Genomic DNA, 25,774 nt, shown 5'->3' with positions numbered 1-25,774 from the left:
ATCGAAACACATGCTGGCGTCGAAAAGCTTGACCGCGGGAAGGCCAGAGCGCTTATAGAGAAGCTAGGGCGTACTGGCGCGTATACCCATGAGTTGGGGCGCTATTGGGTCTATCGAACGTTGATTCAACAACCTGCAATTCTGCGAGCGCTCGTCACTCGCTACCCCCAGATTCTGGTAGATGAATCGCAGGACCTGGGGTCAATGCATCAGGCAATCCTTGAGCAGCTGATCAATGCGGGCGCCCAGGTTTCATTGATCGGTGACGCTAACCAAGGCATCTTCGCTTTCGCCGGCGCCGATGGCATGTTTCTGAAAACCTACGCCGACCGCCCGGGAGTGCAAGAGTACAAGCTTACCCGCAACTACCGTTCCCTTCCCCCCATCATAGCTATTGCCAACCGGCTTTGCGGCCGCAACGATGAGCCGGACAGGGAAGCTGACCAAGGCGGAGCGTTTTTTATTGGGTACAAAGGCACTCAAATTCCCCATCTCATCACGGCGTTCAACCACGGCCAGCAACGGCTCGCTTTCCGGCTCGTTGAACATTGCCAGTTGCGGCGTATTGGGATCGACCGTCTGCTCGGATTTGCGGTTGAACAACCGATCCCGCAGCAGCTTGATCTGTTCTTACAGGTCGACGATTTGGGTGGCATAGGCTTCGTTGACTTCCTGCTCGCGCAAGCGTGCTTCGTAGGCCTCAAGCAACATCTACTTGAGTAGTACGGGATCGTCTGAAAGGTTGTCGGGCAAGGAAATCATGCCCCGGATTATACCGGGTCAGGCAACGAAACAGGGTGTCAGAACCTGATGTGGACGGTTGCGCCAGAGGTCGAAGCCGTCGAGTAAACAGTTAAGTTCCTGGACGGTCAGGACGATGGCTTCGTCGGTGGGATAAAGGTAAACCTTTTCGACTTTGCTGTCGGGACGCATCATGGCGGACTGGCTCCAGAAAGAAATCGGGAGCGCAGCATCGGGCTTCAGGTAGTCGCTTGGAATGTGGGCTTCATGGAGCGCAGCGGGATGACGGGTTGCATTCAATATGGTCGTAGTAGCGGCGTAGCCCTTGGCGGCAAGGAACCATTTACAGCGTTTACGCGTGCGGCCAGAGGCAAGCCGTACGCCGGCCTGGTTGAGCAGCTCGCCGTCGACGACCAATGCCAGGCCAGCGCGACTAGGGATGGGTAATACGAGTGTCAAAAAGATTTCTCCGTCTTCACCGCGCTGCAGAAAGACATGGAAGCACTTTTTTCTACAGGGCCATGAGGCCACTCACTATGCTTGAGCCAGCCGCAGGAAGCGGCCCCCCATTCGCGACAACGGAGCGTCCATGTCCCTAGCCCTCGTCCACAGCCGCGCCCAGGTTGGCGTGCAGGCACCTGCTGTCAGCGTCGAAACCCACCTGGCCAACGGCCTGCCCCACCTCACCCTGGTCGGCCTGCCCGAAACCACCGTCAAGGAAAGCAAGGACAGGGTGCGCAGCGCCATCGTCAACTCCGGGCTGAACTACCCGCAAAGGCGCATCACCCAAAACCTGGCACCGGCAGACCTGCCCAAGGATGGCGGGCGCTACGACCTGGCCATCGCCCTGGGCATCCTTGCCGCTGACGGCCAGGTGCCGGTGGCAACATTGGCCGACATCGAATGCCTGGGCGAGCTGGCGCTTTCGGGCAAGCTGCGCCCGGTGCAGGGCGTGCTGCCTGCCGCACTGGCGGCGCGCGAGGCTGGCCGGGCGCTGGTGGTACCGCGGGAAAACGCCGAAGAGGCGAGCCTGGCGGGTGGGCTGGTGGTGTACGCCGTGGGGCACCTGCTGGAACTGGTCGCGCACCTCAACGGCCAGGTGCCGCTGCCTCCCTTTGCCGCCAACGGTCTATTGCTGCACAGCCGCCCTTACCCCGACCTCAGCGAGGTGCAGGGCCAGGTGGCCGCCAAGCGTGCCTTGCTGCTGGCGGCTTCAGGTGCGCATAACCTGCTGTTCACGGGGCCGCCCGGCACGGGCAAGACACTACTGGCCAGCCGCCTGCCCGGCCTGCTGCCGCCGCTGGATGAGCATGAAGCGCTGGAAGTGGCAGCCATCCAGTCGGTAAGCGGGCACAAACCGCTTGATAGCTGGCCGCAACGGCCGTTTCGCCATCCGCACCACTCAGCGTCCGGGCCCGCGCTGGTAGGCGGAAGCAGCCGGCCACAACCCGGTGAAATCACCCTGGCGCACCATGGGGTACTGTTTCTGGATGAGCTTCCGGAGTTCGAGCGCCGTGTACTTGAGGTGCTTCGCGAGCCGCTGGAGTCTGGCGAGATCGTGATTGCCCGGGCACGGGACAAAGTACGCTTTCCGGCGCGCTTCCAATTGGTGGCGGCCATGAACCCCTGCCCTTGCGGTTACCTGGGCGACCCCACGGGCCGCTGCCGCTGCAGCACCGAACAGATCCAGCGCTACCGCAACAAGCTTTCCGGCCCGCTGCTGGACCGCATCGACCTGCACCTGACCGTGGCGCGCGAAACCACCACGCTCAACAATCAACCTTGCGGCGAGACAAGTGCCGATGTGGCGGCCCGGGTGGCCGAGGCGCGCGAGGTGCAGCACCGGCGGCAAGGCTGTGCCAATGCGTTTCTGGACCTCGAGGGGCTGCGCCGGCACTGTGAATTGTGCGCTGCCGACCAGGCCTGGCTGGAGAGTGCCTGCGAGCGCCTGACGCTTTCCCTTCGCGCCGCACACAGGCTGTTGAAGGTAGCGCGCACGCTGGCCGACCTGGAGGGGGCCAGCACGATTGCCAGGGCGCATCTGGCCGAAGCCCTGCAGTATCGGCCCGGAAGTCATTAGCCCTGCGGCCTGCACCTCATATGCGCACTCAATGCTGCCCATAGCAGCAATATATTTTGCGCGCTAACTAATTGCGCGCAACATTAATTCCAGACAGCAAGCAATCGTCGCCACCCCTTACTGAATCTGGAGAACGACCATGACCCTTCGCACCGTTTTCGCACTCACCCTCGCTACCCTTGCACTGGGCACCAGCGCCGGCGCCTTTGCCCAGTCCACCGAAGCGACGACCTACCACTACGGCATGAACCTGGACATCGCCGAAGTGATCAGCCTCGCCCCCTCGGCCAAAATCCAAGGCCAGGCAAGCACCGCGACCATGACCTACCGGGACAGCACTGGCCAGGTTCGGAGCATTCGCTACTACCAACCAGACGACGCTCAAGGCAACCAGAACTAAATGCCCATGCGAGTTCGAAGAAGGCCGTGCAAACGGCCTTTTTCATTTGCAGGATACTGGCACTTTCGAGGCATCTGCTCGCGACACCAGTAGTAACAAGGCATCACCTAAAATCTGTAATACTTAGAAACATTTGAAAACAAAATGTAGTTGTACGACATCCTATCTATTGTGTTCGACTGCGCTCGTTTAACAAGAACAATAATCGGAGACATCCCCATGTCGAGCATTCATTCGGCCGAGGGCAGTGCTGCCACACCCTCTCAAGGCCGTGTAACACGGCTGATCAAACTGCTGGGCCCAGGTATCATCGCAGTGTTGTCCTGGCTTGGCGCAGGTGATCTGATAACCTCATCCGTAGCCGGCGCCAACTACGGTTACGCCATGATGTGGGTACTGGCCGTTTCGCTGCTGCTCAGATACCTGATCGTCAACATCATCGCCCGCTTCCAGCTGTGCAATAACCAAGGCATGACCATCCTTCAGGGGTATGCGCAACTGCACCCCGTATTTGCCTGGTTCATGCTGGCCTATGCACTGCTGATGGGCCACCTGATGAACGCCTACATGATCAAGGGCGCCGGCGAAGCCTTGGCGATGCTGTTGCGCATCGACTACCCGCTGCTGTGCTCGATGGCTGTAGTGCTGGCTGTGTGGATGCTGGTCGGGCGCAACATCTACGCAATGATCGAAGGCGTAATGAAGGTCCTGCTCGCCGTGATGACGCTGGCGTTTCTGGCACTGGCCGTGATGTCTGGCCCGGATATGGCCGGTATCGTCAAAGGTACGATCGGCTTCAGCATCCCGGCTGACGAAGGCGTGCACGGGGCGCTGCTGGTGGCGGTCTCGGTGATCGGCGCGGTGGCAGGCTCGGTGGCCAACTTCGTGCACCCGTACGTGATGCGCCAGAAGGGCTGGGTAGGCCCGCAACACAAACGCATCCAGCGCAACGACCTGCTGTTCGCGGTGTTCGTCGGTATCGTCATCAACCTGGCCATCTGGATCGTCGGCGCGGAAATCCTGCGGCCAAACGGCATCGAAGTGAAAACCCTCGGCGACCTTGGCAAGGCGCTGGAAATCTTCTTCGGCCCGATCGGCTGGTACATCTTCTTCATCGGCGTGTTCGCTACGCTGTTTGCCAGCATCTCCGGCAAGACCACGGCCTTCCCGATGCTGATTACCGATGCCTTCCAGCATGTACAGCCGCAGCGGCGCGAGCGTTACGGCAAAGAGTTCCACAAAGACCCGATGCACAAGTGGTTCATGCTGTTCATTCTGGTCACGCCGCTGATCTGGTCGATCCCGGGCATGCCCGACTTCGTGACCCTGACCATTGGCGTCAGTGCGTTGAACATCATCGGCTTGCCCGTCATTTCGCTGGGCCTGCTGATCATGTCCAACCAAAAGTCGCTGCTCAGCAAGGAATACCGCAACAACCTGTTCGAAAACATCGCGCTGGCATTCGCGACCGGGCTGGCGTTGTGGGTGGCCTTCCAGTTGGGTGTGGATCTGCTCGGCCTGGGCTGAGCCCCTTGCACCATCGCTGGCGGGCCGGCGATGGTGCACTGAAGGTTAACGCTGTCTGTTTTTAGCGATCTCGATATCGTCCATCAGCGCTCTGGCCAATAGGCTGTCGGACTGGACGGTGAAGACGCTGCTACTGGTCTAGGCCATGTCGCTGGACTCGAATTCCTTCGCCAGGTGATCGATCAGCGACCGCACCGACGGCAGCAACCCACGCCGCGAAGGAAAGATGGCATGCACGATGCCGCAGCGGGGGTGCCACTGCGGCAACAGCTCCACCAAACGGCCTTCGGCCAGGTCTTCGCGCACCGCCACCCGTGGCAAGTGCGCAATACCAACTCCGGCCACCACGAAATGGCGCAGGGCAAACAGGTCATCGGTGACCATGCGCGGTGTGTGCGGGATCACGATGCTGCGGCTCATGTCCTCGCCCTGGAACAGCTCCCACTGGTACTCGCGCTGGGCGCTCCCCCAATGCACGCTGGGCAGCGTCCCGAGCAACTGCGGGTCGAAGCCCTTGGGCAAGTGCTCCAGATACTGCGGGTGCCCCACCAGGCACTGGGTGCTGTTGCTCAGTACTTTCATCACCATGTCGGTGTTTTCCAGCGGCGGGAAGCGCACGCGCAGCGCCACGTCGAAGCCTTCGTGCAGCAGGTCGACGCGGCGGTTGGTGCTCTCGATGAACAGCTCTACCTGCGGATACTTGAGCATGTAGCGGGTGAGCATTGGCCCGACCCAGGAGTTGAGCAGGGTAGTCGGGCAGCTGATGCGCACCAGCCCGCGCGGTTCGCTGCGGTTGCGCTCGATGATTTCTGCCGCGCCCTCGGCCTCTACGCGCATGGCCAGGCAACGGTTGTAGTAGGCCTGGCCGATCTCGGTGAGCGAACAGTGCCGGCTGGTGCGGTGCAGCAGGCGCACGCCCAGGCGGTCCTCAAGGTCGGCGATGCGGCGGCTGAGTTTCGACTTGGGCATGTCCAGCGCCCGCCCGGCCGGGGCGAAGCCGCCGTGCTCGACCACTTGGGTGAAGTAGTAGAGGGAGTTGAGGTCTTCCAATGATCGTTCTCCAGGCGGAACGCTAAGGGCAATTTTCGCAGTCTATCGCTTTTGCCGGAGCGCGAAATCAGTTGCCCTTGAGAACAGGCTGGCCAATCCGGAAATTTGCCTGAAGCTTAATCCGCATCCGAATCAAACAATCGCTCCAACTCCACCCGCGCTTCCTTGGCCGTCTGCATCACCTTGGCCCGGTCATCACGCACCTGCCCCTGCGCCTCCAGCACTTCCTCGTCATGCTGGGCAAACCGCTCGATGCGGTCCGCCGCCTGTTCACTGCTCAGCCCCAACCCGACCAGCGCCCGGCGGGTCATTTCCAGGCTCGAATAGAACGTCTCGCGAATTGGCTCTGCGCCCACGTCTACCAGTTTGTGCACATGCTGCCGGTTACGCGCGCGTGCCAGTACCTTAAGGTGTGGGTACAGGCGTTTGACCCGCTCTGCCGTGCGTGTGGTCACTTCCGGGTCGTCGGTGGTGATGACGAAATACTCCGCTTCGCCGACCTTGGCTGCATGCAGCACCTCGGGGCGCTGTGGGTCGCCGTAGAACACCGGGGCCTGTTCGAACATGCGGGTCATCTCGATGGCGTCCACCGAGGTTTCCAGGGCGACGAAGGGGATTTTCTGCGCCCGCAGGATACGCGAGACGATTTGCCCCATGCGGCCCATGCCGACGATCACCACACGCGGGGTACCGGCATCGATGGCCTTGTATTGCTCGGGTACTTCGCGTGCAGGTTGCGTGCGCTTGAGGGCGCGGGCGCAGCCGAGCATCAGCAGCGGGGTGATGGCCATCGACAGGGTGATGGTCATCAGCAGCAGGTCGTAGGTCTGAGTGTCGAACAGGCCCTGGTCCTTGCCCAGCTTGAACACCACGAAGGCGAACTCACCACCGGCGGCCAGCACCATCCCCAGGCGCAGTGCGCTGGCGCTGTTCAGGCCTCCGGCCAGGCGGCCGACGCCGATCAGCAGCACCAGTTTGACCGTCACCAACAACAGGGTCAGGCCCAGCAGAACGAGCGGCATTTCCAGCAGCAGGCTCAGGTTTGCGCCCATGCCGACACTCATGAAAAACAGCCCCAGCAGCAGGCCTTTGAACGGTTCGATCTGCGATTCCAGCTCATGCCGGTATTCCGAGTCGGCCAGCAGCAGGCCCGCGAGGAAGGCGCCCAGGGCCATGGAAATGCCGGCTTCCTCCATCAGCCAGGCGGTGCCGATCACTACCAGCAGCGCGGTGGCGGTGGACACTTCCGGTAGGCCGGTGCGGGCCACGATGCGGAACACCGGGCGCAGTAGGTAGCGCCCGCCTACGACCACCACAGCGATGCTGGCGAAGACGTTCAGGCCATTTTGCAGGCTGTCACCGTGGCTGGTGTCCTGGCCGCTGGCGGCCAGCAGTGGCACCAGGGCAATCAGCGGGATCGCGGCGATGTCCTGGAACAGCAAGATGGCGAATGCCAGGCGGCCATGCGGGGCGTTGAGCTGCTTGCTCTCGGCCAGGCTCTGCAGGCCCAATGCGGTGGACGACAGGGCCAGGCCAAGGCCTACCACGATGGCGGCAGAGAGTGACTGGCCGAAGCCGAACAGGGCGATGGCGCCGATGAGTGCGCCGGTCAGCAGCACCTGTGCAGTACCGACGCCGAACACTGACTTACGCATCAGCCAAAGGCGCTTGGGCGACAGTTCCAGGCCGATGATGAACAACAGCAAGACCACGCCCAGTTCGGAAATGTGCGCCACGCTTTCGGTGTCGCGGATCAGGCCCAGGGCCTGTGGGCCGATGGCTACGCCAGCCAGCAGGTAGCCGATAACGGCGCCAAGTTGCAGGCGTTTGGCCAGGGGGACGGCGAGGACGGCGGCGAGCAAGAAGATCACCGCGGTTTGCAGAAGGCTGCCTTCGTGTGGCATTGGCTCGAACTCCATGAGCTGCCGGGGCAGCGTTAGAACAGTGTGGCGGGCAATTCTGGGGATTGCGGGTGGTTCAGACAATCTGCCTGCGGCAAGAAACATTGTCCCGTTTGATGTGACAGTCTGGGCCGACCTCGTGGCGAGATTTCCCGTGAAAGGACCAATAGCCGTAAGACATTTCTGAACCTGAAACCAAATGCTTCAGCATCGACCTGCTTGGGAATTATCCTACGAGCGCTGCTGAAGTATCGCTGTTGTCGGGGAAATGCCTCAGGGATAACGTTTTCGGGTCGCTCAGGCGACCGGGTGTGAGAACCTGAAAGGTAGATTTTTGGCAGCACCACTATGGTGGCCGTACGTGGGCGGGCTCTCGCCCGGCCGAGTTTTTGCCAATTTCTCCTCGGTTTTCTCACCCCACGTATGGCTGCCACCCACAATCTGTGAGAAAGATTCGAGTGGTAGTTCCCTTTCTTGAGAAATGGAATTACATCATGAAGAAGATTGTTCCTGATCCACCCAGCCGTAAACCCGTCACTACCCCATTCTTCACCGTCCAGTCCGACATGTACCCGCCCGACGCCCTGGCCCACGCCAGCGAGCTGTTGCGCGGCGTCATCGAAACCATCGACGAACACTGCCGCGCCCGCGCAGGCGAACCTGGCCTGAACATGCTGAGCAATGCCATGCATGCCAGCGAGATCGCCCATTCGCTGGTCGAGCACGTGCACGCTCGGCTGTTTGGCCAACGGACCGAGGAGTGAAGCCATGGCAGACGAACCCAAGGTCCTGACCACCGTTGGCGTGGCGACCTTCCTCGATGTGGGTAACCCTCCGGTCGATCTGCTGCGTGTGCAGCCCGGCATTCCCATAGACGATGCCTACGAACAGGTGTCCGTGCTGCTCAGCTACATCAAGCACCTGGTGCGTGAAGGCGACATGGAGGATGACCACAAGCTGCTGGCAGCAGCCGACTATCTGAGCCTGTTGGCCAAAGCGCTGATGGACGATATCGAGATCGCCAAGAACAGACAGCGTTGATACCCGTCAGGTAAGCGATTGGGGGCCGCTTTGCGGCCCATCGCCGGCAAGCCAGGCCCTGTGGGAGTCGGCTTGCCGGCGATGGGCTGCGTAGCAGCCCTGATAACTAACTGACTGGCATTACCGCAGAGAGTCGCTTCCTTACATCAGCTCAAAACGCAAAGCACGAACATCCCAAGGCTCCCCAGAAGCCCTGGAAGTCATTCACCGGCACACTCGAATGCCGCGCCTTTTCATGGCTGTGCGCATGCACCCCGCAAGGCCCGCTGCACTGGTGCACCGCTGCAGCCAGTGATGGCGTACCCACGCGCCAGTGCCCCGGCACCTTGGCCACCGGCGACCACTCCGGCAGCACCGGCACCTGTGGCGGGCCAAGCCTGTCGAATTCGCCAGCGCCGTACACCACCTTGCCGTCGACGATAGTCAGTACCGACTCGATGCCCTTGATCGCCTCTTCATCAACGCTGAAGAAGTCCAGCGACAGCGCCGCCAGGTCCGCCAGCTGGCCAACCTTGATCTGGCCTTTCTTGCCCTGCTCGCTGGAGAACCAGGCGCTGCCCTGGGTGAACAGTTGCAGTGCGGTGTCGCGGCTCAGGCCTTCCGGGTACAGCTCCATACCGCCTACGGTCTTGCCGCTGACCAACCAGTACAGCGAAGTCCACGGGTTGTAGCTGGAGACCCGGGTGGCGTCGGTACCGGCGCCCACAGGCACACCCATTTCGAGCATGCGCTTGATCGGCGGGGTCTGCTCGGCGGCTTTCGCACCATAGCGATCGACGAAGTACTCACCCTGGAAGGCCATTCGGTCCTGGATGGCTATACCACCGCCCAACGCACGCACGCGCTCGATGTTCTGCGGGGTAATGGTCTCCGCGTGGTCGAAGAACCATGGCAGCCCGTTGAAAGGGATGTCGCGGTTGACCTTCTCGAACACGTCGAGCATGCGCGTGATCGATTCGTTGTACGTAGCGTGCAGGCGGAACGGCCAGCGCTGCTCGACCAGGTGGCGCACCACCGGTTCCAGCTCTTCTTCCATGGTTTGCGGCAGGTCCGGCCGCGGTTCGAGGAAGTCCTCGAAGTCGGCTGCGGAGAACACCAGCATCTCACCGGCGCCGTTATGGCGCAGGAAGTCGGTGCCGCTGTGCAGCTTGACGCTGGAGGTCCACTTCCTGAAGTCGTCCAGCTCTTCCTTGGGCTTTTGGGTGAACAGGTTGTAGGCGATGCGCACGGTCAGCTGGTTATTGTCGGCCAGCTCCTGAATCACCGAGTAGTCGTCAGGGAAGTTCTGGTAGCCGCCACCTGCGTCAATGGCGCTGGTCAGGCCCAGGCGGTTGAGCTCACGCATGAACTGGCGGGTCGAGTTGACCTGGTATTCCAGCGGCAGCTTCGGCCCTTTGGCCAAGGTTGCGTAAAGGATCATCGCGTTGGGGCGGGCGATGAGCATGCCGGTCGGGTTGCCGAACTTGTCGCGCTGAATTTCACCGCCCGGCGGGTTTGGCGTGTCCTTGCTGTAGCCCACGGCCTTGAGCGCGGCGCGGTTGAGCAGTGCGCGGTCGTACAGGTGCAGCAGGAACACCGGGGTATCGGGCGCAGCCTGGTTGATTTCTTCCAGGGTGGGCATGCGTTTTTCGGCGAACTGGAATTCGTTCCAGCCACCGACCACGCGCACCCATTGCGGGGTTGGCGTACGCGCCGCCTGGTCCTTGAGCATGCGCAGGGCATCTGCCACCGACGGCACACCTTCCCAGCGCAGTTCAAGGTTGTAGTTCAGGCCGCCGCGGATCAGGTGCAGGTGCGAGTCGTTCAGGCCCGGGATAACCGTGCGCTGCTTCAGGTCGATGATCTGCGTGGCAGCACCCTTGTGGGCCATGGCCTCGGCGTCGTTGCCCACGGCAATGAAGCGGCCATCCTTGATGGCTACGGCGGTGGCTGTGGGCTTTTCACGGTCCACTGTATGCAACTTGCCGTTGAACAGGATCAGGTCGGCGGTCATGGAACCTCCTTGGATGGATGCGTGGGCGGAGCCGGCGGCGCCGGTGAAGGGCAATGCGGACCAGAGCGCGCCGGCGGCACCGAGCACGGTACTGGTGGCGAGGAACTGGCGACGGGTCTTGTCGTTGGGGTCCTGGGACATCTTCTTCTCCGTCTGGGTGCGGCGGTGGCTGGGGCAACTGCGGAGCATGCCGGTTCAAGCCTGGCCAGGGATTGCAGGGGTGTGCGGTGGGTTGATGAAGGTTAGCCCTGTTCACATTTTGTGCTGCCGGGGCCGGCGATGGGCCGCAACGCGGCCCCCGCTTATTCAGCGGCTCAGGAACGCCAACAGGTCTTCATTGAGCTGCTGCGCATGGGTCACTGCAAACCCGTGCGGCGCCCCGCTGTACACCTTCAGCTCAGCCCCGAGAATCAACTCCGCAGCCCGCTTGCCGGTGGTCTCGAACGGTACGATCTGATCGTCGTCACCGTGGATCACCAAGGTCGGCACATCGATCTTGGCCATGTCCGGGCGGAAGTCGGTTTCGGAGAACGCACTCACACAATCCAGCGTGCCCTTGATCGAAGCCATCAGGGCAATGTTCAGGGTCTGCGTCTGCACACCCTGAGACACCTGCTGCCCATGGTTCAGCCCATAGAACGGCGTGGCGAAATCGGCGATGAACTGCGCCCGATCCGCCCGCAGTCCAGCCTTGATGCCGTCAAATACCGAGGTATCGACACCGTCCGGGTTGTCGTCACGCTTGCCGAACACCGGCGTCACCGCGCCCAGCAGCACCAAGCCGGCAACGCGTTCGCTGCCGTGGCGGGCAATGTAGCGGCTGACGTCGCCGCCACCCATGGAGAAGCCCACCAGGGTCACGTCGCGCAGGTCGAGGTGCTCGATCAGCTGGGCGATGTCGTCAGCGAACGTGTCGTAGTCATAACCGTTCCACGGCTGGCTCGAACGGCCGAAACCACGACGGTCGAAGGCAATGGCGCGGTAGCCGCGGCTAGCCAGGTACTCCATCTGCGAGTCCCACATGTCGGCATCCAACGGCCAGCCATGGCTGAACAACACGGGCTTGCCGGTGCCCCAGTCCTTGTAATAGATCGAAGTGCCATCGCGGGTAACGAGCGTAGTCATGTCGGTATCTCCTTGAAAGTGTCGAGGTCAAAAACTGATCAGCTGCGCAGCCAGTTGGCGCAGCGACGGGTTACCCACGGCATGATGAAAAACACCACGGGCAGGATGACGAACAGGTTGACGATCAGGTTGCCGGTGATCACCCCGCCCAGTTGTGGGAAGCGTGCGAAAAACGGCGCCAGCAGTTGCGGGATGATCATGGTCATCGGGCAGATCACCAGGTAGGTCAGTAGCGCCTGCTTCCAGCGCGGCGGTTGCGCGGAGGTAGTGCTGGGCGGTGTGAACCAGAACTCCGGGTCTTCGTGCACCTGGGTGTGGTCGCCGCCTTCGAGCAGCGGCAGTACTTCGTTGACCAGCGTCTGGCGCTCGCTGGAGTTGACCCAGGCCTGCAGCAGGCTGGCATCTGCGAAGCGCACCACGGTGGTGAAGTGCAGCCCGCCGTCGTCCGGGCGGATCACATTGACATCCAGGTGCCCCGGCTGCCGCCGTGCGGTGCTGACCGTATGCTTGAGCCAAGCCTCGTAGCTGGCCAGCGCCTGGGCGCGGACCTTGTGCTGGATGACCAGGGTCACCACGTTGCGGTTGTCTTGGAGTGCGGTGTTCATCGGCGTTCCTTGGGATGAGCTTGCCCGCATCCACTGTGCAACGGCGGACGGGCGGAGGATTGGATGGGTGTGCTGCCCTGCGCGGGCACCGCTGTCGGTGCCCGGGGCGGTCGGCTTACTTGCCGGCGTTGAAGGCGTTGTAGCTGGTCATCAGGTTGCGGTAATCCGGGATGTGGTTGGAGCACAGCGCGGCCAGGCCTTCGACGTCGTTGCGCCAGTCGCGATGCAGCTCACATGCCACGCCGAACCAGGTCATCAGCTGTGCGCCAGCCTGGCTCATGCGATCGTGGGCGGCGTCGCGGGTCATGGCATTGAAGGTGCCGGAGGCATCGGTCACCACGAACACCTCGAACTCTTCTTCCAGTGCCGACAGCGCCGGGAACGCCACACACACCTCGGTCACTACACCGGCGATGATCAGCTGCTTCTTGCCGGTGGCCTTCACTGCCTTGACGAAGTCTTCGTTGTCCCAGGCGTTGATCTGGCCAGGGCGGGCGATGTACGGGGCGTCCGGGAACAGTGCTTTGAGTTCTGGTACCAGCGGGCCGTTAGGGCCTTGTTCGAAGCTGGTGGTGAGGATGGTCGGCAGGTTGAAGAACTTGGCCAGGTCAGCCAGGGCCAGCACGTTGTTCTTGAACGCATCCGGCTCGATGTCACGGACCAGGGACAGCAGGCCAGCCTGGTGGTCGACCAGCAGAACAGCGGCGTCGTCTTTGTTCAGGCGGTTGTATTTGAAGTTGGTCATGGTCGTGCTCCTAAGGGTTTTGATGTTCAGTAAGTTGGGTGTTTCGCGTTGATGGGAGAAGATTAAAACCATCACCTTTGGAGCGGTAGATAGTGATTTTTGGCTATAGCGTTCTATTTTGAGAACGATGATCTAGCCGTGGATTTGCCGGCACATTGAAGACGGGTAAGCTCTCGAAGGACTTCCCGAGAGCCGAAGGCGGAGAGTTTTCTCTAGTTTGCGTAGGACGTTTCCCAAAGCATCTTCAAGTGACCTCTAGGCCTATTGCGGGGTGCTAGCTTCCAGGTTTGCCTAGGACCTGGATATGAGTCGCATCAAGATGAATGGCAGAGGCCAAGCACTGGAGGGTGATCGCACCACGACGGGCGCTACCTGCCTTGCCAGCATCGGCAGCTTCCGCGTTGGTGGTCGCCGGGTACTGCGCGAAGGCGACGTGACTAACCCTTGTCCGGCCTGCGACAAGAGCGGCACCATCGTGGAAGGGATGCCAGGGTTCGTGGTTGCTGGCCGGCTGGCCGCAATGGATGGAGCTCGAGTAGCCTGTGGTTGTCCGGATGGATGCCGGGTAATCGCGCCCTTGGGGGATTCCTCCCCGTCCAAGCCAACATCCGTGGCCAGGTCTGCTGAAGCAAGCCCAACACCACATGAAGCGGATTCACTGCCTACTCGCTTCAGACGAAATGTTGCAAGCTCCCCGGTGGATACCTTAGAGCCAGGTTTCTTCATCGTCCCGCGCTGCATGACCTACCAGGAAGTCCTGGTTGAACTCGGCGCTCCGCAGGCCAATCTGCCGCGCTCCCTCCTGGAGCGCCTGAATCCTACCTATCAACAGGGTTTCAAAGCGGGCGAACTATTCATCATTGGCGACGGCCTCAGCCGACCGGTCTGTACGCGCGAAGAGCTGCATGCGATGAGCGCGGCGAAACAGGCGCGGGAGGCGTTGGCAAGCCTGACGCCGGAAGAGGCGGATTTCATGGTGCGGCATCAGGCTGAAATTGCAGGATGGCTCAGTGAAGTGAGCCTCTCAGTCGGAGTGAGCGAAGCGATGATGGCAAAGTCGTTGAGTGACATAAACCACATCTTGCGAAAGATCGAAGAATTGCATCAGCAACAATTTGCCAAGCACGGGCACCTGCGCAGTCGTGAGTTTTTCGCTGAACGTATGAAACTCCTCAAGCAATTAGATACGACCCTGAAAGCGACTGTTCTGAATAAGCGCCTGAACCTTGGCAACTATGAAAGACTGCGTCGGGACTTGGGCATCTCATCAAAAAGTCTGGTTCATCATTGGAGCAAAGCAGGGATACCTGGCCAGATCCCCGGATATTCAACACACCTGGATAAATTGGCGAACATTTCCAAGTATTTGAAGGCAGGGGGACATATAGGCGTTGCTATTGGAGGTGTTGGCTCGATAGTGAAAATTTCCGATGTATGCCGAGCGGGCGATGCCAGGGCCTGCGAAAAAGTCAAAGTCACAGAGGCAGGGAATTTTTCCGGCGGTTTAGCCGGGGGCTGGGCTGGAGGCCAGGCGGGAATTAGAGCTGCTTTAAAAGTTTGCTGGAGAGTCGGACATCCTAAAGGCGTATTCATATGCGGCATAGCCATGACCGGAGCTGGAGCTTACTACGGCAGCACTAAAGGGATGAAGTATGGCGAGGAACTTGCGGACCTGATCTTCGAGACTTTCCACGATGACTGACACACTCGACGTCAACGTTAGGCTCTTTTTACTGGCATCTCCATTCTGTCTCGGCTTGATCGGGCTTTCATTAGACCTCTATATTGCTTGCAGCCGGGACTTCAAAGTAATGACTTCAGCACTTCAAAGGAGTGATTGTCTACCCTTTGCGAAAGGCCTATGTGGACAGCAAGGCTTAAAATCCAGAGTTCTCATCGTCTCCGCGATATCGAGCGAACTCATGTTCCCTAACGCCAGAATTCGCCGAGGATCACTAGATGCTCAGGACTATCTAGAGTTCCCCAAAGGCCTGAGAACAAGGATGGTCATCGCCGCTTGGTTTAATATAGTTGGCTTCACTTGGCTGATTGTAAATGGCTTCATCCTGTAACCTGTATAAATCGGGAGTGAAAAATATCGAGAACAAGGCAAGCCGTTGTCGAGATCGGTCAACGGCCTGGCACTTCGAATCGAGATCGCCCCATTGCCTGCCACCTCAACCTGCTCTATTACTACGCACAACTCTCCTCACCCCCCCGAGACATCCATGCTGGCGTTCATCCAGTCGTCCCCGTTGTTGCTCGGCACAATCCTGATCCTGCTCGACCTCGTGCTCTGGCAACTGATCCCCCCACAGCGCCGGGCCTGGCGCATCGGCACGCGGTTGTTGACGTTCGTGCTGTTCAGCTGGGTACTGGTGGCCGCCGGCATGAGCCCGCTGCAGCCGCCACCCTGGGTCGACGATGTGTCGCGCAACCTGATGGCCACGGTGCTGGCGATCGGCTGGTGGCTGTTTGGCGCGCGTACGGTGACCGTGGTGTTCGGCCTGCTGCTAGTGGCGCGCGGCAGCCATGGCGGGCGGTTGCTGCAGGATGTGCTGGGGGCGTTGATCTTCCTCGCGGCCGTGGTGGCCGCTGCGGGCTATGTGATGCAGCTGCCGGTGAAGGGCCTGTTGGCCACCTCCGGGGTCATGGCCATCGTCATCGGCCTGGCGCTGCAAAGCACCTTGGCCGACGTGTTCAGTGGCATCGTGTTGAATACCACGCGGCCCTACCAGATCGGCGACTCGATCTCCATCGACGGTACCGAAGGCAAGGTGCTGGACATCGACTGGCGAGCAACGCGCCTGCTCACGGGCTCAGGCAGCCTGGCGGTGATCCCCAACTCGGTGGCGGCCAAGGCCAAGTTGCTCAACCACAGCCGCCCGGCCGATGTGCATGGGGTGTCGGTCAGTGTGGTGGTGCCGGCCAAAGTGCGGCCTAAACGGGTGTTCGATGCGCTGGAAAAGGCGTTACAGGGCACCAGCGCCATTCTTGCCTCACCCAAGCCGAAGGTCACGGTGAAGGCCTCCACGCTGGAGTCGGTGGAGTACGAAGCCAGCGGCTTTGTCGCCGACATGGGTGGCAAGACCGAGGCGCGCAACCAGCTGTTCGACCTGGCACATCGGCACCTGGAGGCCAGTGGCGTGACGTGGAACGTTGACCTGGCCATGCCGCCGCGCAGCCGTCAGCGTGAAGTGCTGGACGAGGTACGGGTGTTCCGTTCGCTGACTGACGAGGAGCGCGATGCCTTGAGCCAGCGCATGACTGCCGTCGAGTACCTGGCAGACCAAGTGATTCTGGGCGTTGGCGAGCATTCCGATCATTTGCTGGTGATCGGTAGCGGGGTGGTTTCGGCGGCGATACGCGATGGCGACAAATTGCTGGAAGCCGGGCGCATGGGGCCAGGGGAAGTGCTGGGGATCGAGGGCATCATCGATGAGGATGACTCGTTTGCCGAATTCCGTACCCTGACCAGCTGCGTGCTGTATCGCATCGAAAAGGAGCAGGTGCGTACCTGCCTGGTACAGCGCGGCGAGGTGCAGACGGCGCTGACCAAATTACAGCGGTTCCGACGGCAGAGCCGGGAGTCTTTGTTGCTGCAGAAGCCGACCCTGATCAAGAAAGGGGGCTTCCTCAGCTGGTTGCACAGATAAACTGATTTCCCGCACGGCCTTATTTGTAGGAGCGGCCTTGCGTCGCGAAAGGGCTGCATAGCAGCCCGGGCAATTGCTGCAGCGCCGCTGAATACCTGGGGCCGCTGCGCGACCCTTTCGCGACGCAAGGCCGCTCCTACAGTCAGCGTCGTGGGACAACCTTACAGCACTACCCGCAAACACTGCCCCGCGTGGTATAGCGAGAACCCGGACTCGTAGAACGCCGTGCGCAACGACGGCGCACTCACCCCGGTCATCGGCGAGAACGGGATCGGCAGGCTGTCCGCCTCACCCTTGAGCAGAAACTCGGCGAACGCCCGACCAATCACGGTGCCCGTGGTATTGCCCCGCCCGTTGTAGCCCGTCACCGCGACCAACCCGGGCGCCGGCTCGAACAGGCGCATCAGGTGGTCGGGGGTGAAGTCGATGCAGCCGGTCCAGTGCATCTCCCACTCGACCTTGCCCAGCTCCGGGTAGTAATGGCTCTGGATACGGTCAGCCCAACTGCGCACGAACCACGCAGGCTTGTTGTCGACCCGTCCAAGGCTGCCGAGCAGCAGGCGGCCTCGATCATCGCGGCGGATGCTGCTGAGCACCGTGCGGGTGTCCCACGAGCCCTGGCCATGGGGCAGGACCTTGTCGGCTGCAGCGCCGTGCAGCGGTTTGGAGGCCACCTGATAGTAGTAACCGCGGAAAAACTGCTTTTGCAGGTTGCTCCAGTCGCCCTCGGTGTACGCGCCGGTGGAGATCACGACCTTGTCGGCGCGCACCGAACCGCGTGCAGTCTTGACCCGCCAGGCATCGCCGTCGCGCTCCAGGCCTTCGACGGCCGATTGCTGGAACAGTTTGCCACCCAGGCGCGCAACCGCAGCGGCCAGGCCCTGTGTGTAACCCATGGGGTTGATGGTGCCGGCGCGGCGGTCTAGCAGCGCGGCGGAAATCTTGTCGGTGCCGCAGTATTCCTGGCACTGGGCGCCGGTCAGCAACTCCACATCGGCACCGCGGCGGCGCCACTGTTCATGGCGTGCTTCGAGGTCAGCGATGCCTGTGGCGTTGTGCGCCATGTGCAGGGTGCCTTTGTGCTGTGCCTGGCAGTCGATGCCAAGGCGCTCGATCATGGCGAACACTTCGCCAGGGGCCTCACCGAGCACTTTGTTCAGGCGGCTGCCCTGCTTCTGGCCTAGAGTCGCCTCGACATCGTCGGGGCGGATCCAGGTGCCTGCGTTGACCAGGCCGACGTTGCGCCCGGAGCCGCCGTGGCCGATCTTCCAGGCCTCCAGCAGGATCACCGACTTGCCCTGTTCGAGCAGGTGGATGGCCGCCGAAAGGCCGGTAATGCCGCCGCCGATGACGCAGACGTCGGCCTTGTGTTCACCGGCCAGAGCCTGGGCGGCGACGGTCGGTTGGCTGACGTGTTCCCACAAGCATTGTTGACGCAGTTCGGACATGGCCGGCTCCAGCGATATTGTTCTTGTTGGGGCTGCTGCGCAGCCCTGTCGCCGGCAAGCCAGCTCCCACAAGGATCGCACCGAACCCTGTGGGAGCCGGCTTGCCGGCGAAACGGGGGCAAAGCCCCCGGCCATGCAGCATCAGTCGAACACGATACCCTGCGCCAGCGGCAGCTCACGCGAGTAGTTCACGGTGTTGGTCTGGCGACGCATGTAGCCTTTCCAGGCATCGGAACCCGACTCACGACCACCGCCGGTTTCCTTCTCGCCACCGAATGCACCGCCGATCTCGGCACCGCTGGTGCCGATGTTGACGTTGGCGATGCCGCAGTCGCTGCCCGAGGCGCTCTGGAAGCGCTCGGCCTCACGGATGTCAGTAGTGAAGATGCACGACGACAGGCCTTGTGGCACTTCGTTGTTCAGGCGCAGGGCCTCTTCGAAGTCATCGTAGGCCAGCACGTAGAGGATCGGCGCGAAGGTTTCATGGCGCACCACATCGCTCTGCGCGGGCATCTCGGCGATGGCCGGCGAAACGTAATAGGCGTTCGGGAACTGGTCGGCCAGCTGACGCTCGCCACCGAATACCTGGCCACCCTCGTCGCGGGCCTTGGCCAGCGCGCCCTGCATGGCATCGAACGACAGCTTGTCGATCAGCGGGCCCACCAGGTTGTCTTTGCGTGGGTCACCGATGCGCACTTTGCCGTAAGCCGCTTTGATGCGGGCAACCACTTCGTCCTTGATCGAGCGGTGCACGATGAGCCGGCGCAGGGTGGTGCAGCGCTGGCCGGCGGTGCCCACAGCGGAGAACAAGATGCCACGCACGGCCAGGTCCAGGTCGGCGCTCGGCGCCAGGATCATGGCGTTATTGCCGCCCAGTTCCAGAATGCTGCGGCCGAAACGGGCAGCAACGCGCGGGCCGACTTCACGGCCCATGCGGGTGCTGCCAGTAGCGCTGACCAGCGGCACGCGCGGGTCATCCACCAGGGCTTCGCCGGCTTCGCGGCCACCGATGACCAGCTGTGCCAGGCCAGCCGGGGCATCGCCAAAGGCTTTCAGGGCTTTTTCGAACAGCGCCTGGCATGCCAGCGCGGTCAGCGGGGTCTTCTCGGAAGGCTTCCACACCACCGAGTTACCGGCCACCAGGGCCAGCGCGGTGTTCCAGGCCCATACCGCCACCGGGAAGTTGAAGGCGCTGATCACGCCGACCACGCCCAGCGGGTGCCAGCTTTCACGCATGTGGTGGCCAGGGCGCTCGGACGCGATGGTCAGGCCGTACAGCTGACGTGACAGGCCAACGGCGAAATCGCAGATGTCGATCATTTCCTGGACTTCACCCAGGCCTTCCTGAGTGATCTTGCCGGCTTCGATCGACACCAGTTCGCCCAGGTCGGCCTTGTGTTCACGCAGCACTTCACCGAACAGGCGCACCAGTTCGCCACGGCGCGGGGCCGGCACGCTGCGCCAGGCTTCGAAGGCACTCTGCGCCTGGTCGATGCGGGCGGTGGTCTCGGCCTTGCCAAGCAGTTTCACCGAGGCGATCTGGCTACCGTCGATCGGGGTGTGAACAGGGTAGTCGCCCTGGGTGTAAGCCGTGGCGGCAACGCCAAGGCGCTCGAGCAATCCAGCAACCATTGTGCTTCTCCTACATCGGGTGATGGGGTGGAAAAATGATGTGGATCAGTATTAATCCGATCACACCAGTGCAACAAACGACCTTTATTCCGCATATCATTCCGTCAGGTAATGATTTGAGCCGCAGAGACCGCTATGTCCAAACGCCTGGTGCCTTCCATGACCGCCCTGCAGTGCTTCGAAGCTGCAGCCCGCCACCTGAGCTTTACCCGCGCCGCCGAAGAGCTGCACCTGACCCAGAGCGCGGTCAGCAAGCAGGTCGCACAGCTCGAAGAGATGCTGCGCCACCACCTGTTCCTGCGTATCCGCCGGCGCCTGCAATTGACCCCCGCCGGCAGCCTGTACCTGGCCGAGGTCAACAAGATCCTCACGCAGGTGGACATGTCCAGCCGCTACGTTCTGACCTATGGCGAGCAGACCGAGATATTGAAGGTAGCCACTCAACCGAGTTTTGGCGTGCGCTGGTTGATCCCGCACCTCAAAGGCTTCGGCAAGCGCCACACGAATATCCACCTGGACATCCGTAACGAGATGGAGCCGTTTGCCTTGCTGCAGGGCTCGGCGGATGTGGTGTTTTTCTATGGGCAAGGCACCTGGCCGGGGGCGACCTGCGTGGAGCTGTTCCGTGAGGAAGTGGTGCCGGTGTGTGCGCCGGAGCTGCTGGCCGGGCGCACGCTGGGCGATGCTGCAGAACTGGCCGACCTGGTGCTGCTGCAAAGCACCTCGCGGCCGGAGGCCTGGCATGAGTGGTTCCTGGAGCTGGGGCTACACAGCGTCAGCTCCTACCACGGGCCGCGGTTCGATACCTTCTACATGGCGCTAAGTGCGGCGCAAGCGGGTTGTGGGGTAGCGCTGGTGCCGCGTTACCTGGCGGCCAAGGAACTGGCGGAAGGGAGCCTAGTGGTGCCGTGGAACCATGCGATGCGCAGTGCCGGGGCGCATTACCTGGCGTATGCCGAGCATGCGGCGGAGGTGCCCAAGGTGCGGGCATTGGTGGAATGGATTCATGAGCAGCTTCAGGCTTGAGATTGCCGGGGCCGCTTTGCGGCCCATTCGCGACACAAGGCCGCTCCTACAAACAGCAGGAGCGGCCTTGTGTCGCGAATGGCCCTGACGATCGATCAAAAAAGGAATGATACAGCCACTTTTTTTCGCTTGTGGCCATAGTGCATTCCCAGCTTTCATGTAAGCGTCCGAACCCAACCAGGAAGCTAGCGATGCCCGCCCACGATTTCGTCAGCCCCGACAGCATCCGCGCGCAGTTCTCTGCCGCCATGTCGCTCATGTACAAACAGGAAGTGCCGCTGTACGGCACGCTGCTGGAGCTGGTGAGCGAAATCAACCAGCAGGTCATGGCCCAGCAGCCAGAGGTGGCCCAGGCTCTGCGCTGGACCGGCGAGGTCGAGCGCCTGGACCAGGAGCGCCACGGCGCCATACGCGTCGGCACAGCACAAGAGCTGGCCACCATCGCCCGGTTGTTCGCGGTCATGGGCATGCAACCGGTCGGGTATTACGACCTCAGCAGCGCCGGCGTGCCTGTGCACTCCACTGCGTTTCGCGCCGTGCACGAACAGGCACTGCACATCAGCCCGTTCCGCGTATTCACCTCACTGCTGCGCCTGGAACTGATCGACAATCCCGCACTGCGTGAGTTGGCACAGACCCTCCTGGCCAAGCGCAAGATTTTCACCGCCCGCGCCCTTGAGCTGATCGCCCAGTGCGAGCGCGATGGCGGCCTGAACGCGGCCGACGCCGAAGCGTTCGTGCAGCAAGCCCTGCATACCTTCCGCTGGCACCAGGATGCCACGGTCACCGCCGAGCAGTACCAGCAGTTGCACGACCAGCACCGCCTGATCGCTGACGTGGTGGCGTTCAAGGGGCCGCACATCAATCACCTGACCCCGCGCACCCTGGACATCGATGCGATCCAGTTGGGCATGCCGGCCAAGGGTATCCCGCCCAAAGCCGTTGTCGAAGGCCCGCCCACTCGCCGCCACCCGATCCTGCTACGCCAGACCAGCTTCAAGGCACTGCAGGAGAAGGTTGCGTTCAGTGACCAACACGGTAGCGAAGGCAGCCACACCGCACGTTTCGGCGAGATCGAGCAGCGCGGCGCGGCACTCACGCCCAAAGGCCGGCAGCTGTATGACAAGCTGCTCGACGCTACCCGTGCAGCCTTGGGCGGTGCACCGGCCGAGGCCAATGCCGAGCGCTACATGGCACTGCTAAAAGAGCAGTTTGCCGAGTTCCCGGATGACCTGGCGCAGATGCGTGAGCAAGGGCTGGCGTACTTCCGCTATTTCGCGACCGAAAAGGGCCTGGCTGCACGCGAGCAGGCTGATCGCCCGACCACTTTGGAGGGTTTGATCGAGGCGGGCCATGTGCACTTCGAGGCGCTGGTCTACGAGGACTTTCTGCCAGTGAGCGCGGCAGGGATCTTCCAGTCCAACCTGGGTGACGATGCCCAGGCGGAGTATGGCAGCAACGCCAACCGCGAGGCCTTCGAGGCGGCGTTGGGGCTGCAGGTGCAGGATGAGCTGGCGTTGTATGCGCAGAGTGAGCAGCGCTCGTTGCAGGCTTGTGCGCAGGCGTTGAACCTGGCGTTGGGGTAAGGGTCAGGATTGTTGGGGGCGCCTTGCGCCCCTTTCGCGACACGAGGCCGCTCCTACCGGGGGGGTGTAGCAGCGGCCCCTGGGGTTTCAACGAAACCGATCGACTTCCTGGCGCAACTGCGCCGCCAGCCCTTCCAGCTCTTTGGCGGTAAAGGCCAGCTCATTGGCCACGTCACGCTGTTCGCTGTTGGCCTGGGCAATGCTCTGCAGGTTGCGGCTGAGCACGGTTGCGGTGCTGCTTTGTTCCTGGGTGGCAGTGCTGATCACGGTAAACTGCTCACCCGCGACGCGGCTTTGCTCGTCAATACGCGCCAGCGCCTCGGCCACCTTGTCGTTGCGTGCCAGGCCTTCCTGCATCAACTGATTGCCCTGCTCCAGGGTGCTGATGGCATGGCCGGTCTGCTGCTGGATACTGGCGATCATCACGGAGATTTCATCGGTCGCTTGACGCGTACGGGCTGCCAGGCCACGTACCTCGTCAGCCACCACGGCAAATCCACGGCCCTGCTCCCCTGCGCGCGCCGCTTCGATGGCCGCGTTGAGCGCCAGCAGGTTGGTCTGTTCGGCAATGGCGGTAATCACCCCGACAATGCCGCCGATTTCCTGGGAGCGTGCACCCAGTGTGTCCATCACGGTTGCAGTGCCACCCAGTGCCTCGGCGATCTGGCGCAACGAACTCGACGCTTCATCCATCGCGCTACGGCCAATACGGGTCTGCTGGGCATTGTCACGGGCCATGCGCTCGGTGCCCGCCATGTTGTCAGCGATGTTCATCGAGGTGGCGCTGAACTCCTCTACCGCACCGGCCATGCTGGTGATTTCGCCGGACTGCTGGTCCATGCCTTCGCAGGCACCGGCCGACAGGCCAGACAGCGAGCGGGCGCGGCCGCTGACCTGCTCGGAGGCCCCGCGAATGTGTTCGACCATGGTCGCCAACGCTTCGCCCATCTTGTTGAAGCTGCGTGCCAGTTGGCCGATCTCGTCATGGCTGGTCACGGCCAGGCGGGCGCTCAGGTCGCCTGCGCCCAGCGCCTCGGCCTGGCGCACCAGGTCATCCAGCGGGCGCAACTTGCGGCGCAACAGCCACAGCGTGGCGGCCACTGCCAGCAACATCGCCAGCAAACTGCCGATGGCCAGGCGCAAGCCAACATCCCAGGTCACCGCGCGGATTTCTTCCAAGGGCATGCTGGCTACTACCGTCCAAGGGCCTTCGGCAAAGGGCGCAGAAGCGCTGTACAGAGGCTGGTCGGCATTGGCCGGGGGTACCAGCCACTTGCCCTGCTCGTCGCGCAAGGCCAGCGAGCCGGTATCGCCAATACGGAAGCGCTTGAGGTTGGCGAACTGCGCGTTCTGCGCGTCGGTATAGTCGAAGCCAACGAACAGCACCGCGATCACCCGCCCGCTGCCATCAGTCACCGGCACATAACGGGTCATGTAATTGCGCTCGAACAGCAGGGCACGGCCGACGTAGGTCTGCCCAGCCATCAGTTTCGCGTAGGCCGGGTGCTGGCGGTCGAGCTGGGTGCCGATGGCCCGGCTGCCATCCTGCTTTTTCAGGTTGGTGCTAATGCGTACAAAGTCGTCGCCGCTGCGTACGAACAGGGTCGCTACCCCTGCGGTCATCTGCTGAAATTCATCGACCTGCTGGAAGTCGTTGTTGAGCAGGTGATCACCCAGGTACAGCGCCGGTGTGGCCTGGCCGGCCACCTGCACGGTTTCGCCGGCATGCAGCGACAGCCCCGAAGCGAAGCGGCGCTCGAACAGGCCGCTCAGGCGCTGGGTGTTGTCCTTGAGCGAACCGTGGAAGGTTTCAAGCTGATCGGCCAACAGTCGCGCTTCACTGGCCAGGTGTTCCTGGCGAGTGGTGAGGTTGGCGTCGTCCAGGGAACGCAGGGCGAACAGAGTACTGCCGGTGATCACCAGCGCCAGCACGATGGCGAGGGCGATACCAAGCTGCGAGGCGATTCGGGCACGCGGTTGAGACATGGGAAGCTCCTGGCAGGCGGCCCGGATCATCCTGATCACCCCGACCGACCGCTGTTGTCAACGGAGAATCGCGCCCTCTTCCGGGACGCTGGTGCAACTAGATCGGCGTCGCTGGCAAATACTTGAGTGTCGGACCCGGATATTCGCAAACGTTTTCTTCGTCTGCACCGCCCCACCTGTAGGAGCCGGCTTGCCGGCGATAGGGCCAGTGCAGGCAATCAAATAGTCGGCAGGATGTGCACAGCCGGCAAATTCACCGCCTGCGCCTCTTCCTGCAAAAACACGCTCAACCGCCGCAACCGCTCACCACCCGGCCGGGTCCGCGGCCACACCAGGTAATAATCCATGCCGCTGGGCACCGCCGTCGGCCATGGCAGGCTCAAACGACCATGCGCGACATCTTCGGCGACCATCAGCAGGTCACCCATGGATATCCCGTAGCCACGCGCCGCCGCGATCATCCCCAGTTCCAGCGTGTCGAACACCTGCCCACCCTTGAGCGAGACGCTGTCTGCCAGCCCCATGCGCTCCAGCCATTCGCGCCAGTCACGCTTGTCGGGGGTCGGGTGCAACAGTTCGATCCCGGCCAGCCGGCGTTCGTCCAAAGGGCCTTCATTGAGCAGCTCGGGTGCGCCCACCGGGATCAGTAGCTCGGAAAACAGCCGGCGTACCTCCCAGTCCGGCGGAAAAACGCCGTCACTGAGCAATACCGCACAGTCGAAGGGTTCCTGGTTGAAGTCCACGTGGTCGACGTCCATCCAGGCGCTGGTCAATTGCACTTCATTGCCCGGCTGCAAATGCCGGAACTGGCTCAGGCGCGCCAGCAGCCAACGCATGGTCAGCGTCGACGGCGCCTTCATGCGCAATATGTCGTCCTCACCGCGCAAGGTGTCGCACGCGCGCTCCAGCGCGGCAAAGCCCTCACGCACGCCGGGCAGCAGCACCCGCGCGGCTTCGGTCAACTGCAGGCTGCGGCCGCTGCGGATGAACAGGCGGCAGGCAAAGTGCTCCTCCAGGGTACGGATGTGTCGGCTGACCGCACTCTGGGTGATCGAAAGCTCCTGGCCGGCACGGGTGAACGAGCTGAGCCGGGCGGCGGCTTCGAATGCGCGCAGCGCATACAGCGCAGGCAGCTGACGGGACATATGGCACCTGCATACGGGGCAGAGAAGGAATGTGTAGAATCATATATGCATGAGTTCAACTCATGCCAATCATCGTTTTTATCCTTT

Annotated in this window: 20 protein-coding genes and 2 pseudogenes; 10 read left to right on the top strand and 12 right to left on the bottom strand. The window is 62.0% G+C overall.

The window, feature by feature from the left end:
* Positions 1 to 93 precede the first annotated feature (93 nt).
* Positions 94 to 255, top strand: a pseudogene (locus JOE27_RS24905) (hypothetical protein); the annotation flags it as partial.
* Between the two features lie 261 nt (positions 256 to 516).
* Here JOE27_RS24905 and JOE27_RS24900 read toward each other — a convergent pair.
* Positions 517 to 711 (bottom strand): annotated as a pseudogene (locus tag JOE27_RS24900) (IS66 family transposase); the annotation flags it as partial.
* Positions 712 to 780: 69 nt separating this feature from the next.
* Positions 781 to 1,200 (bottom strand): hypothetical protein, encoded by a 420-nt coding sequence (locus tag JOE27_RS17555; protein WP_204920662.1) that lies wholly within the window; start codon positions 1,198 to 1,200, stop codon positions 781 to 783.
* 130 nt (positions 1,201 to 1,330) lie between these two features.
* Between JOE27_RS17555 and JOE27_RS17550 the strand changes: the two genes are divergently transcribed.
* The 3 genes from JOE27_RS17550 (at position 1,331) to JOE27_RS17540 (ending at position 4,748) form a co-directional block, all read left to right on the top strand.
* Complete coding sequence (locus JOE27_RS17550; protein WP_119688060.1) at positions 1,331 to 2,821, top strand: YifB family Mg chelatase-like AAA ATPase; 1,491 nt, start codon at positions 1,331 to 1,333, stop codon at positions 2,819 to 2,821.
* A 139-nt stretch (positions 2,822 to 2,960) separates the two neighbouring features.
* On the top strand, positions 2,961 to 3,221 hold the full coding sequence (locus JOE27_RS17545) for a DUF2790 domain-containing protein (RefSeq protein WP_204919332.1): 261 nt from the start codon (positions 2,961 to 2,963) through the stop codon (positions 3,219 to 3,221).
* A 219-nt stretch (positions 3,222 to 3,440) separates the two neighbouring features.
* Complete coding sequence (locus tag JOE27_RS17540; protein ID WP_204919330.1) at positions 3,441 to 4,748, top strand: Nramp family divalent metal transporter; 1,308 nt, start codon at positions 3,441 to 3,443, stop codon at positions 4,746 to 4,748.
* Positions 4,749 to 4,886: 138 nt separating this feature from the next.
* On the opposite strand, the gene JOE27_RS17535 is transcribed toward JOE27_RS17540, so the two are convergent.
* Entirely contained in the window at positions 4,887 to 5,798 is a 912-nt protein-coding gene (locus JOE27_RS17535) for a LysR substrate-binding domain-containing protein (protein WP_204919328.1), read from the bottom strand.
* Between the two features lie 116 nt (positions 5,799 to 5,914).
* A complete protein-coding gene (locus tag JOE27_RS17530; RefSeq protein ID WP_204919326.1) occupies positions 5,915 to 7,702 on the bottom strand; it encodes a monovalent cation:proton antiporter-2 (CPA2) family protein in 1,788 nt (595 codons plus the stop codon).
* 491 nt (positions 7,703 to 8,193) lie between these two features.
* Between JOE27_RS17530 and JOE27_RS17525 the strand changes: the two genes are divergently transcribed.
* Together JOE27_RS17525 and JOE27_RS17520 are read left to right on the top strand one after the other, a co-directional pair.
* Entirely contained in the window at positions 8,194 to 8,463 is a 270-nt protein-coding gene (locus JOE27_RS17525) for a hypothetical protein (RefSeq protein ID WP_039604233.1), read from the top strand.
* A 4-nt stretch (positions 8,464 to 8,467) separates the two neighbouring features.
* Positions 8,468 to 8,740 (top strand): DUF3077 domain-containing protein, encoded by a 273-nt coding sequence (locus JOE27_RS17520; RefSeq protein WP_119688056.1) that lies wholly within the window; start codon positions 8,468 to 8,470, stop codon positions 8,738 to 8,740.
* Positions 8,741 to 8,891: 151 nt separating this feature from the next.
* Here JOE27_RS17520 and JOE27_RS17515 read toward each other — a convergent pair whose 3' ends face one another.
* The 4 genes from JOE27_RS17515 to ycaC all read right to left on the bottom strand — a co-directional run bounded on the left by JOE27_RS17515 (position 8,892) and on the right by ycaC (position 13,208).
* Positions 8,892 to 10,733, bottom strand: coding sequence for an amidohydrolase (locus JOE27_RS17515; RefSeq protein ID WP_172655341.1), 1,842 nt, complete (start codon positions 10,731 to 10,733; stop codon positions 8,892 to 8,894).
* Between the two features lie 306 nt (positions 10,734 to 11,039).
* Positions 11,040 to 11,858 (bottom strand): alpha/beta hydrolase, encoded by an 819-nt coding sequence (locus JOE27_RS17510; RefSeq protein ID WP_204919324.1) that lies wholly within the window; start codon positions 11,856 to 11,858, stop codon positions 11,040 to 11,042.
* A gap of 38 nt (positions 11,859 to 11,896) precedes the next feature.
* Positions 11,897 to 12,463 (bottom strand): antibiotic biosynthesis monooxygenase, encoded by a 567-nt coding sequence (locus JOE27_RS17505; protein WP_204919322.1) that lies wholly within the window; start codon positions 12,461 to 12,463, stop codon positions 11,897 to 11,899.
* 115 nt (positions 12,464 to 12,578) lie between these two features.
* Positions 12,579 to 13,208, bottom strand: a complete 630-nt coding sequence (gene ycaC / locus JOE27_RS17500; protein WP_012312166.1) for an isochorismate family cysteine hydrolase YcaC — start codon at positions 13,206 to 13,208, stop codon at positions 12,579 to 12,581.
* 304 nt (positions 13,209 to 13,512) lie between these two features.
* Between ycaC and JOE27_RS17495 the strand changes: the two genes are divergently transcribed.
* Together JOE27_RS17495 and JOE27_RS17490 are read left to right on the top strand one after the other, a co-directional pair.
* Entirely contained in the window at positions 13,513 to 14,910 is a 1,398-nt protein-coding gene (locus tag JOE27_RS17495; protein ID WP_204919320.1) for a PAAR domain-containing protein, read from the top strand.
* A 526-nt stretch (positions 14,911 to 15,436) separates the two neighbouring features.
* Positions 15,437 to 16,864 (top strand): mechanosensitive ion channel family protein, encoded by a 1,428-nt coding sequence (locus JOE27_RS17490; protein WP_115273297.1) that lies wholly within the window; start codon positions 15,437 to 15,439, stop codon positions 16,862 to 16,864.
* A 161-nt stretch (positions 16,865 to 17,025) separates the two neighbouring features.
* On the opposite strand, the gene JOE27_RS17485 is transcribed toward JOE27_RS17490, so the two are convergent.
* Both JOE27_RS17485 and JOE27_RS17480 read right to left on the bottom strand, forming a co-directional pair.
* A complete protein-coding gene (locus JOE27_RS17485; RefSeq protein WP_046786896.1) occupies positions 17,026 to 18,312 on the bottom strand; it encodes an FAD-binding oxidoreductase in 1,287 nt (428 codons plus the stop codon).
* Between the two features lie 141 nt (positions 18,313 to 18,453).
* Entirely contained in the window at positions 18,454 to 19,944 is a 1,491-nt protein-coding gene (locus JOE27_RS17480; RefSeq protein WP_039603927.1) for an aldehyde dehydrogenase family protein, read from the bottom strand.
* Between the two features lie 135 nt (positions 19,945 to 20,079).
* On the opposite strand from JOE27_RS17480, the gene JOE27_RS17475 reads away from it, so the two are divergent.
* Positions 20,080 to 20,970: a LysR family transcriptional regulator gene (locus tag JOE27_RS17475; protein ID WP_039603926.1), complete on the top strand. Its 891-nt coding sequence runs from the start codon at positions 20,080 to 20,082 to the stop codon at positions 20,968 to 20,970.
* Positions 20,971 to 21,161: 191 nt separating this feature from the next.
* Positions 21,162 to 22,556, top strand: coding sequence for a VOC family protein (locus tag JOE27_RS17470; protein ID WP_046786893.1), 1,395 nt, complete (start codon positions 21,162 to 21,164; stop codon positions 22,554 to 22,556).
* Between the two features lie 87 nt (positions 22,557 to 22,643).
* On the opposite strand, the gene JOE27_RS17465 is transcribed toward JOE27_RS17470, so the two are convergent.
* On the bottom strand, positions 22,644 to 24,542 hold the full coding sequence (locus JOE27_RS17465) for a methyl-accepting chemotaxis protein (RefSeq protein WP_115273293.1): 1,899 nt from the start codon (positions 24,540 to 24,542) through the stop codon (positions 22,644 to 22,646).
* 218 nt (positions 24,543 to 24,760) lie between these two features.
* Positions 24,761 to 25,687, bottom strand: a complete 927-nt coding sequence (locus tag JOE27_RS17460) for a LysR substrate-binding domain-containing protein (protein WP_204919317.1) — start codon at positions 25,685 to 25,687, stop codon at positions 24,761 to 24,763.
* Positions 25,688 to 25,774: the final 87 nt, after the last annotated feature.

Source organism: Pseudomonas sp. M5 (genome assembly GCF_016907075.1).
GTDB lineage: Bacteria > Pseudomonadota > Gammaproteobacteria > Pseudomonadales > Pseudomonadaceae > Aquipseudomonas > Aquipseudomonas putida_E.
The sequence above is the reverse complement of the archived record's forward strand: the minus strand, read 5'-3'. Positions and strand labels throughout refer to the sequence as shown.

Bases quoted from the DNA above. Each gene is read 5' to 3' on its own strand.
- JOE27_RS17550 (WP_119688060.1), top strand. From the start codon at position 1,331: ATGTCCCTAGCCCTCGTCCACAGCCGCGCCCAGGTTGGCGTGCAGGCA.
- JOE27_RS17545 (WP_204919332.1), top strand. From the start codon at position 2,961: ATGACCCTTCGCACCGTTTTCGCACTCACCCTCGCTACCCTTGCACTG.
- JOE27_RS17540 (WP_204919330.1), top strand. From the start codon at position 3,441: ATGTCGAGCATTCATTCGGCCGAGGGCAGTGCTGCCACACCCTCTCAA.
- JOE27_RS17530 (WP_204919326.1), bottom strand. From the start codon at position 7,702: ATGCCACACGAAGGCAGCCTTCTGCAAACCGCGGTGATCTTCTTGCTC.
- JOE27_RS17525 (WP_039604233.1), top strand. From the start codon at position 8,194: ATGAAGAAGATTGTTCCTGATCCACCCAGCCGTAAACCCGTCACTACC.
- JOE27_RS17520 (WP_119688056.1), top strand. From the start codon at position 8,468: ATGGCAGACGAACCCAAGGTCCTGACCACCGTTGGCGTGGCGACCTTC.
- JOE27_RS17515 (WP_172655341.1), bottom strand. From the start codon at position 10,733: ATGACCGCCGACCTGATCCTGTTCAACGGCAAGTTGCATACAGTGGAC.
- JOE27_RS17510 (WP_204919324.1), bottom strand. From the start codon at position 11,858: ATGACTACGCTCGTTACCCGCGATGGCACTTCGATCTATTACAAGGAC.
- JOE27_RS17505 (WP_204919322.1), bottom strand. From the start codon at position 12,463: ATGAACACCGCACTCCAAGACAACCGCAACGTGGTGACCCTGGTCATC.
- ycaC (WP_012312166.1), bottom strand. From the start codon at position 13,208: ATGACCAACTTCAAATACAACCGCCTGAACAAAGACGACGCCGCTGTT.
- JOE27_RS17495 (WP_204919320.1), top strand. From the start codon at position 13,513: ATGAGTCGCATCAAGATGAATGGCAGAGGCCAAGCACTGGAGGGTGAT.
- JOE27_RS17490 (WP_115273297.1), top strand. From the start codon at position 15,437: ATGCTGGCGTTCATCCAGTCGTCCCCGTTGTTGCTCGGCACAATCCTG.
- JOE27_RS17485 (WP_046786896.1), bottom strand. From the start codon at position 18,312: ATGTCCGAACTGCGTCAACAATGCTTGTGGGAACACGTCAGCCAACCG.
- JOE27_RS17480 (WP_039603927.1), bottom strand. From the start codon at position 19,944: ATGGTTGCTGGATTGCTCGAGCGCCTTGGCGTTGCCGCCACGGCTTAC.
- JOE27_RS17475 (WP_039603926.1), top strand. From the start codon at position 20,080: ATGTCCAAACGCCTGGTGCCTTCCATGACCGCCCTGCAGTGCTTCGAA.
- JOE27_RS17470 (WP_046786893.1), top strand. From the start codon at position 21,162: ATGCCCGCCCACGATTTCGTCAGCCCCGACAGCATCCGCGCGCAGTTC.
- JOE27_RS17465 (WP_115273293.1), bottom strand. From the start codon at position 24,542: ATGTCTCAACCGCGTGCCCGAATCGCCTCGCAGCTTGGTATCGCCCTC.
- JOE27_RS17460 (WP_204919317.1), bottom strand. From the start codon at position 25,687: ATGTCCCGTCAGCTGCCTGCGCTGTATGCGCTGCGCGCATTCGAAGCC.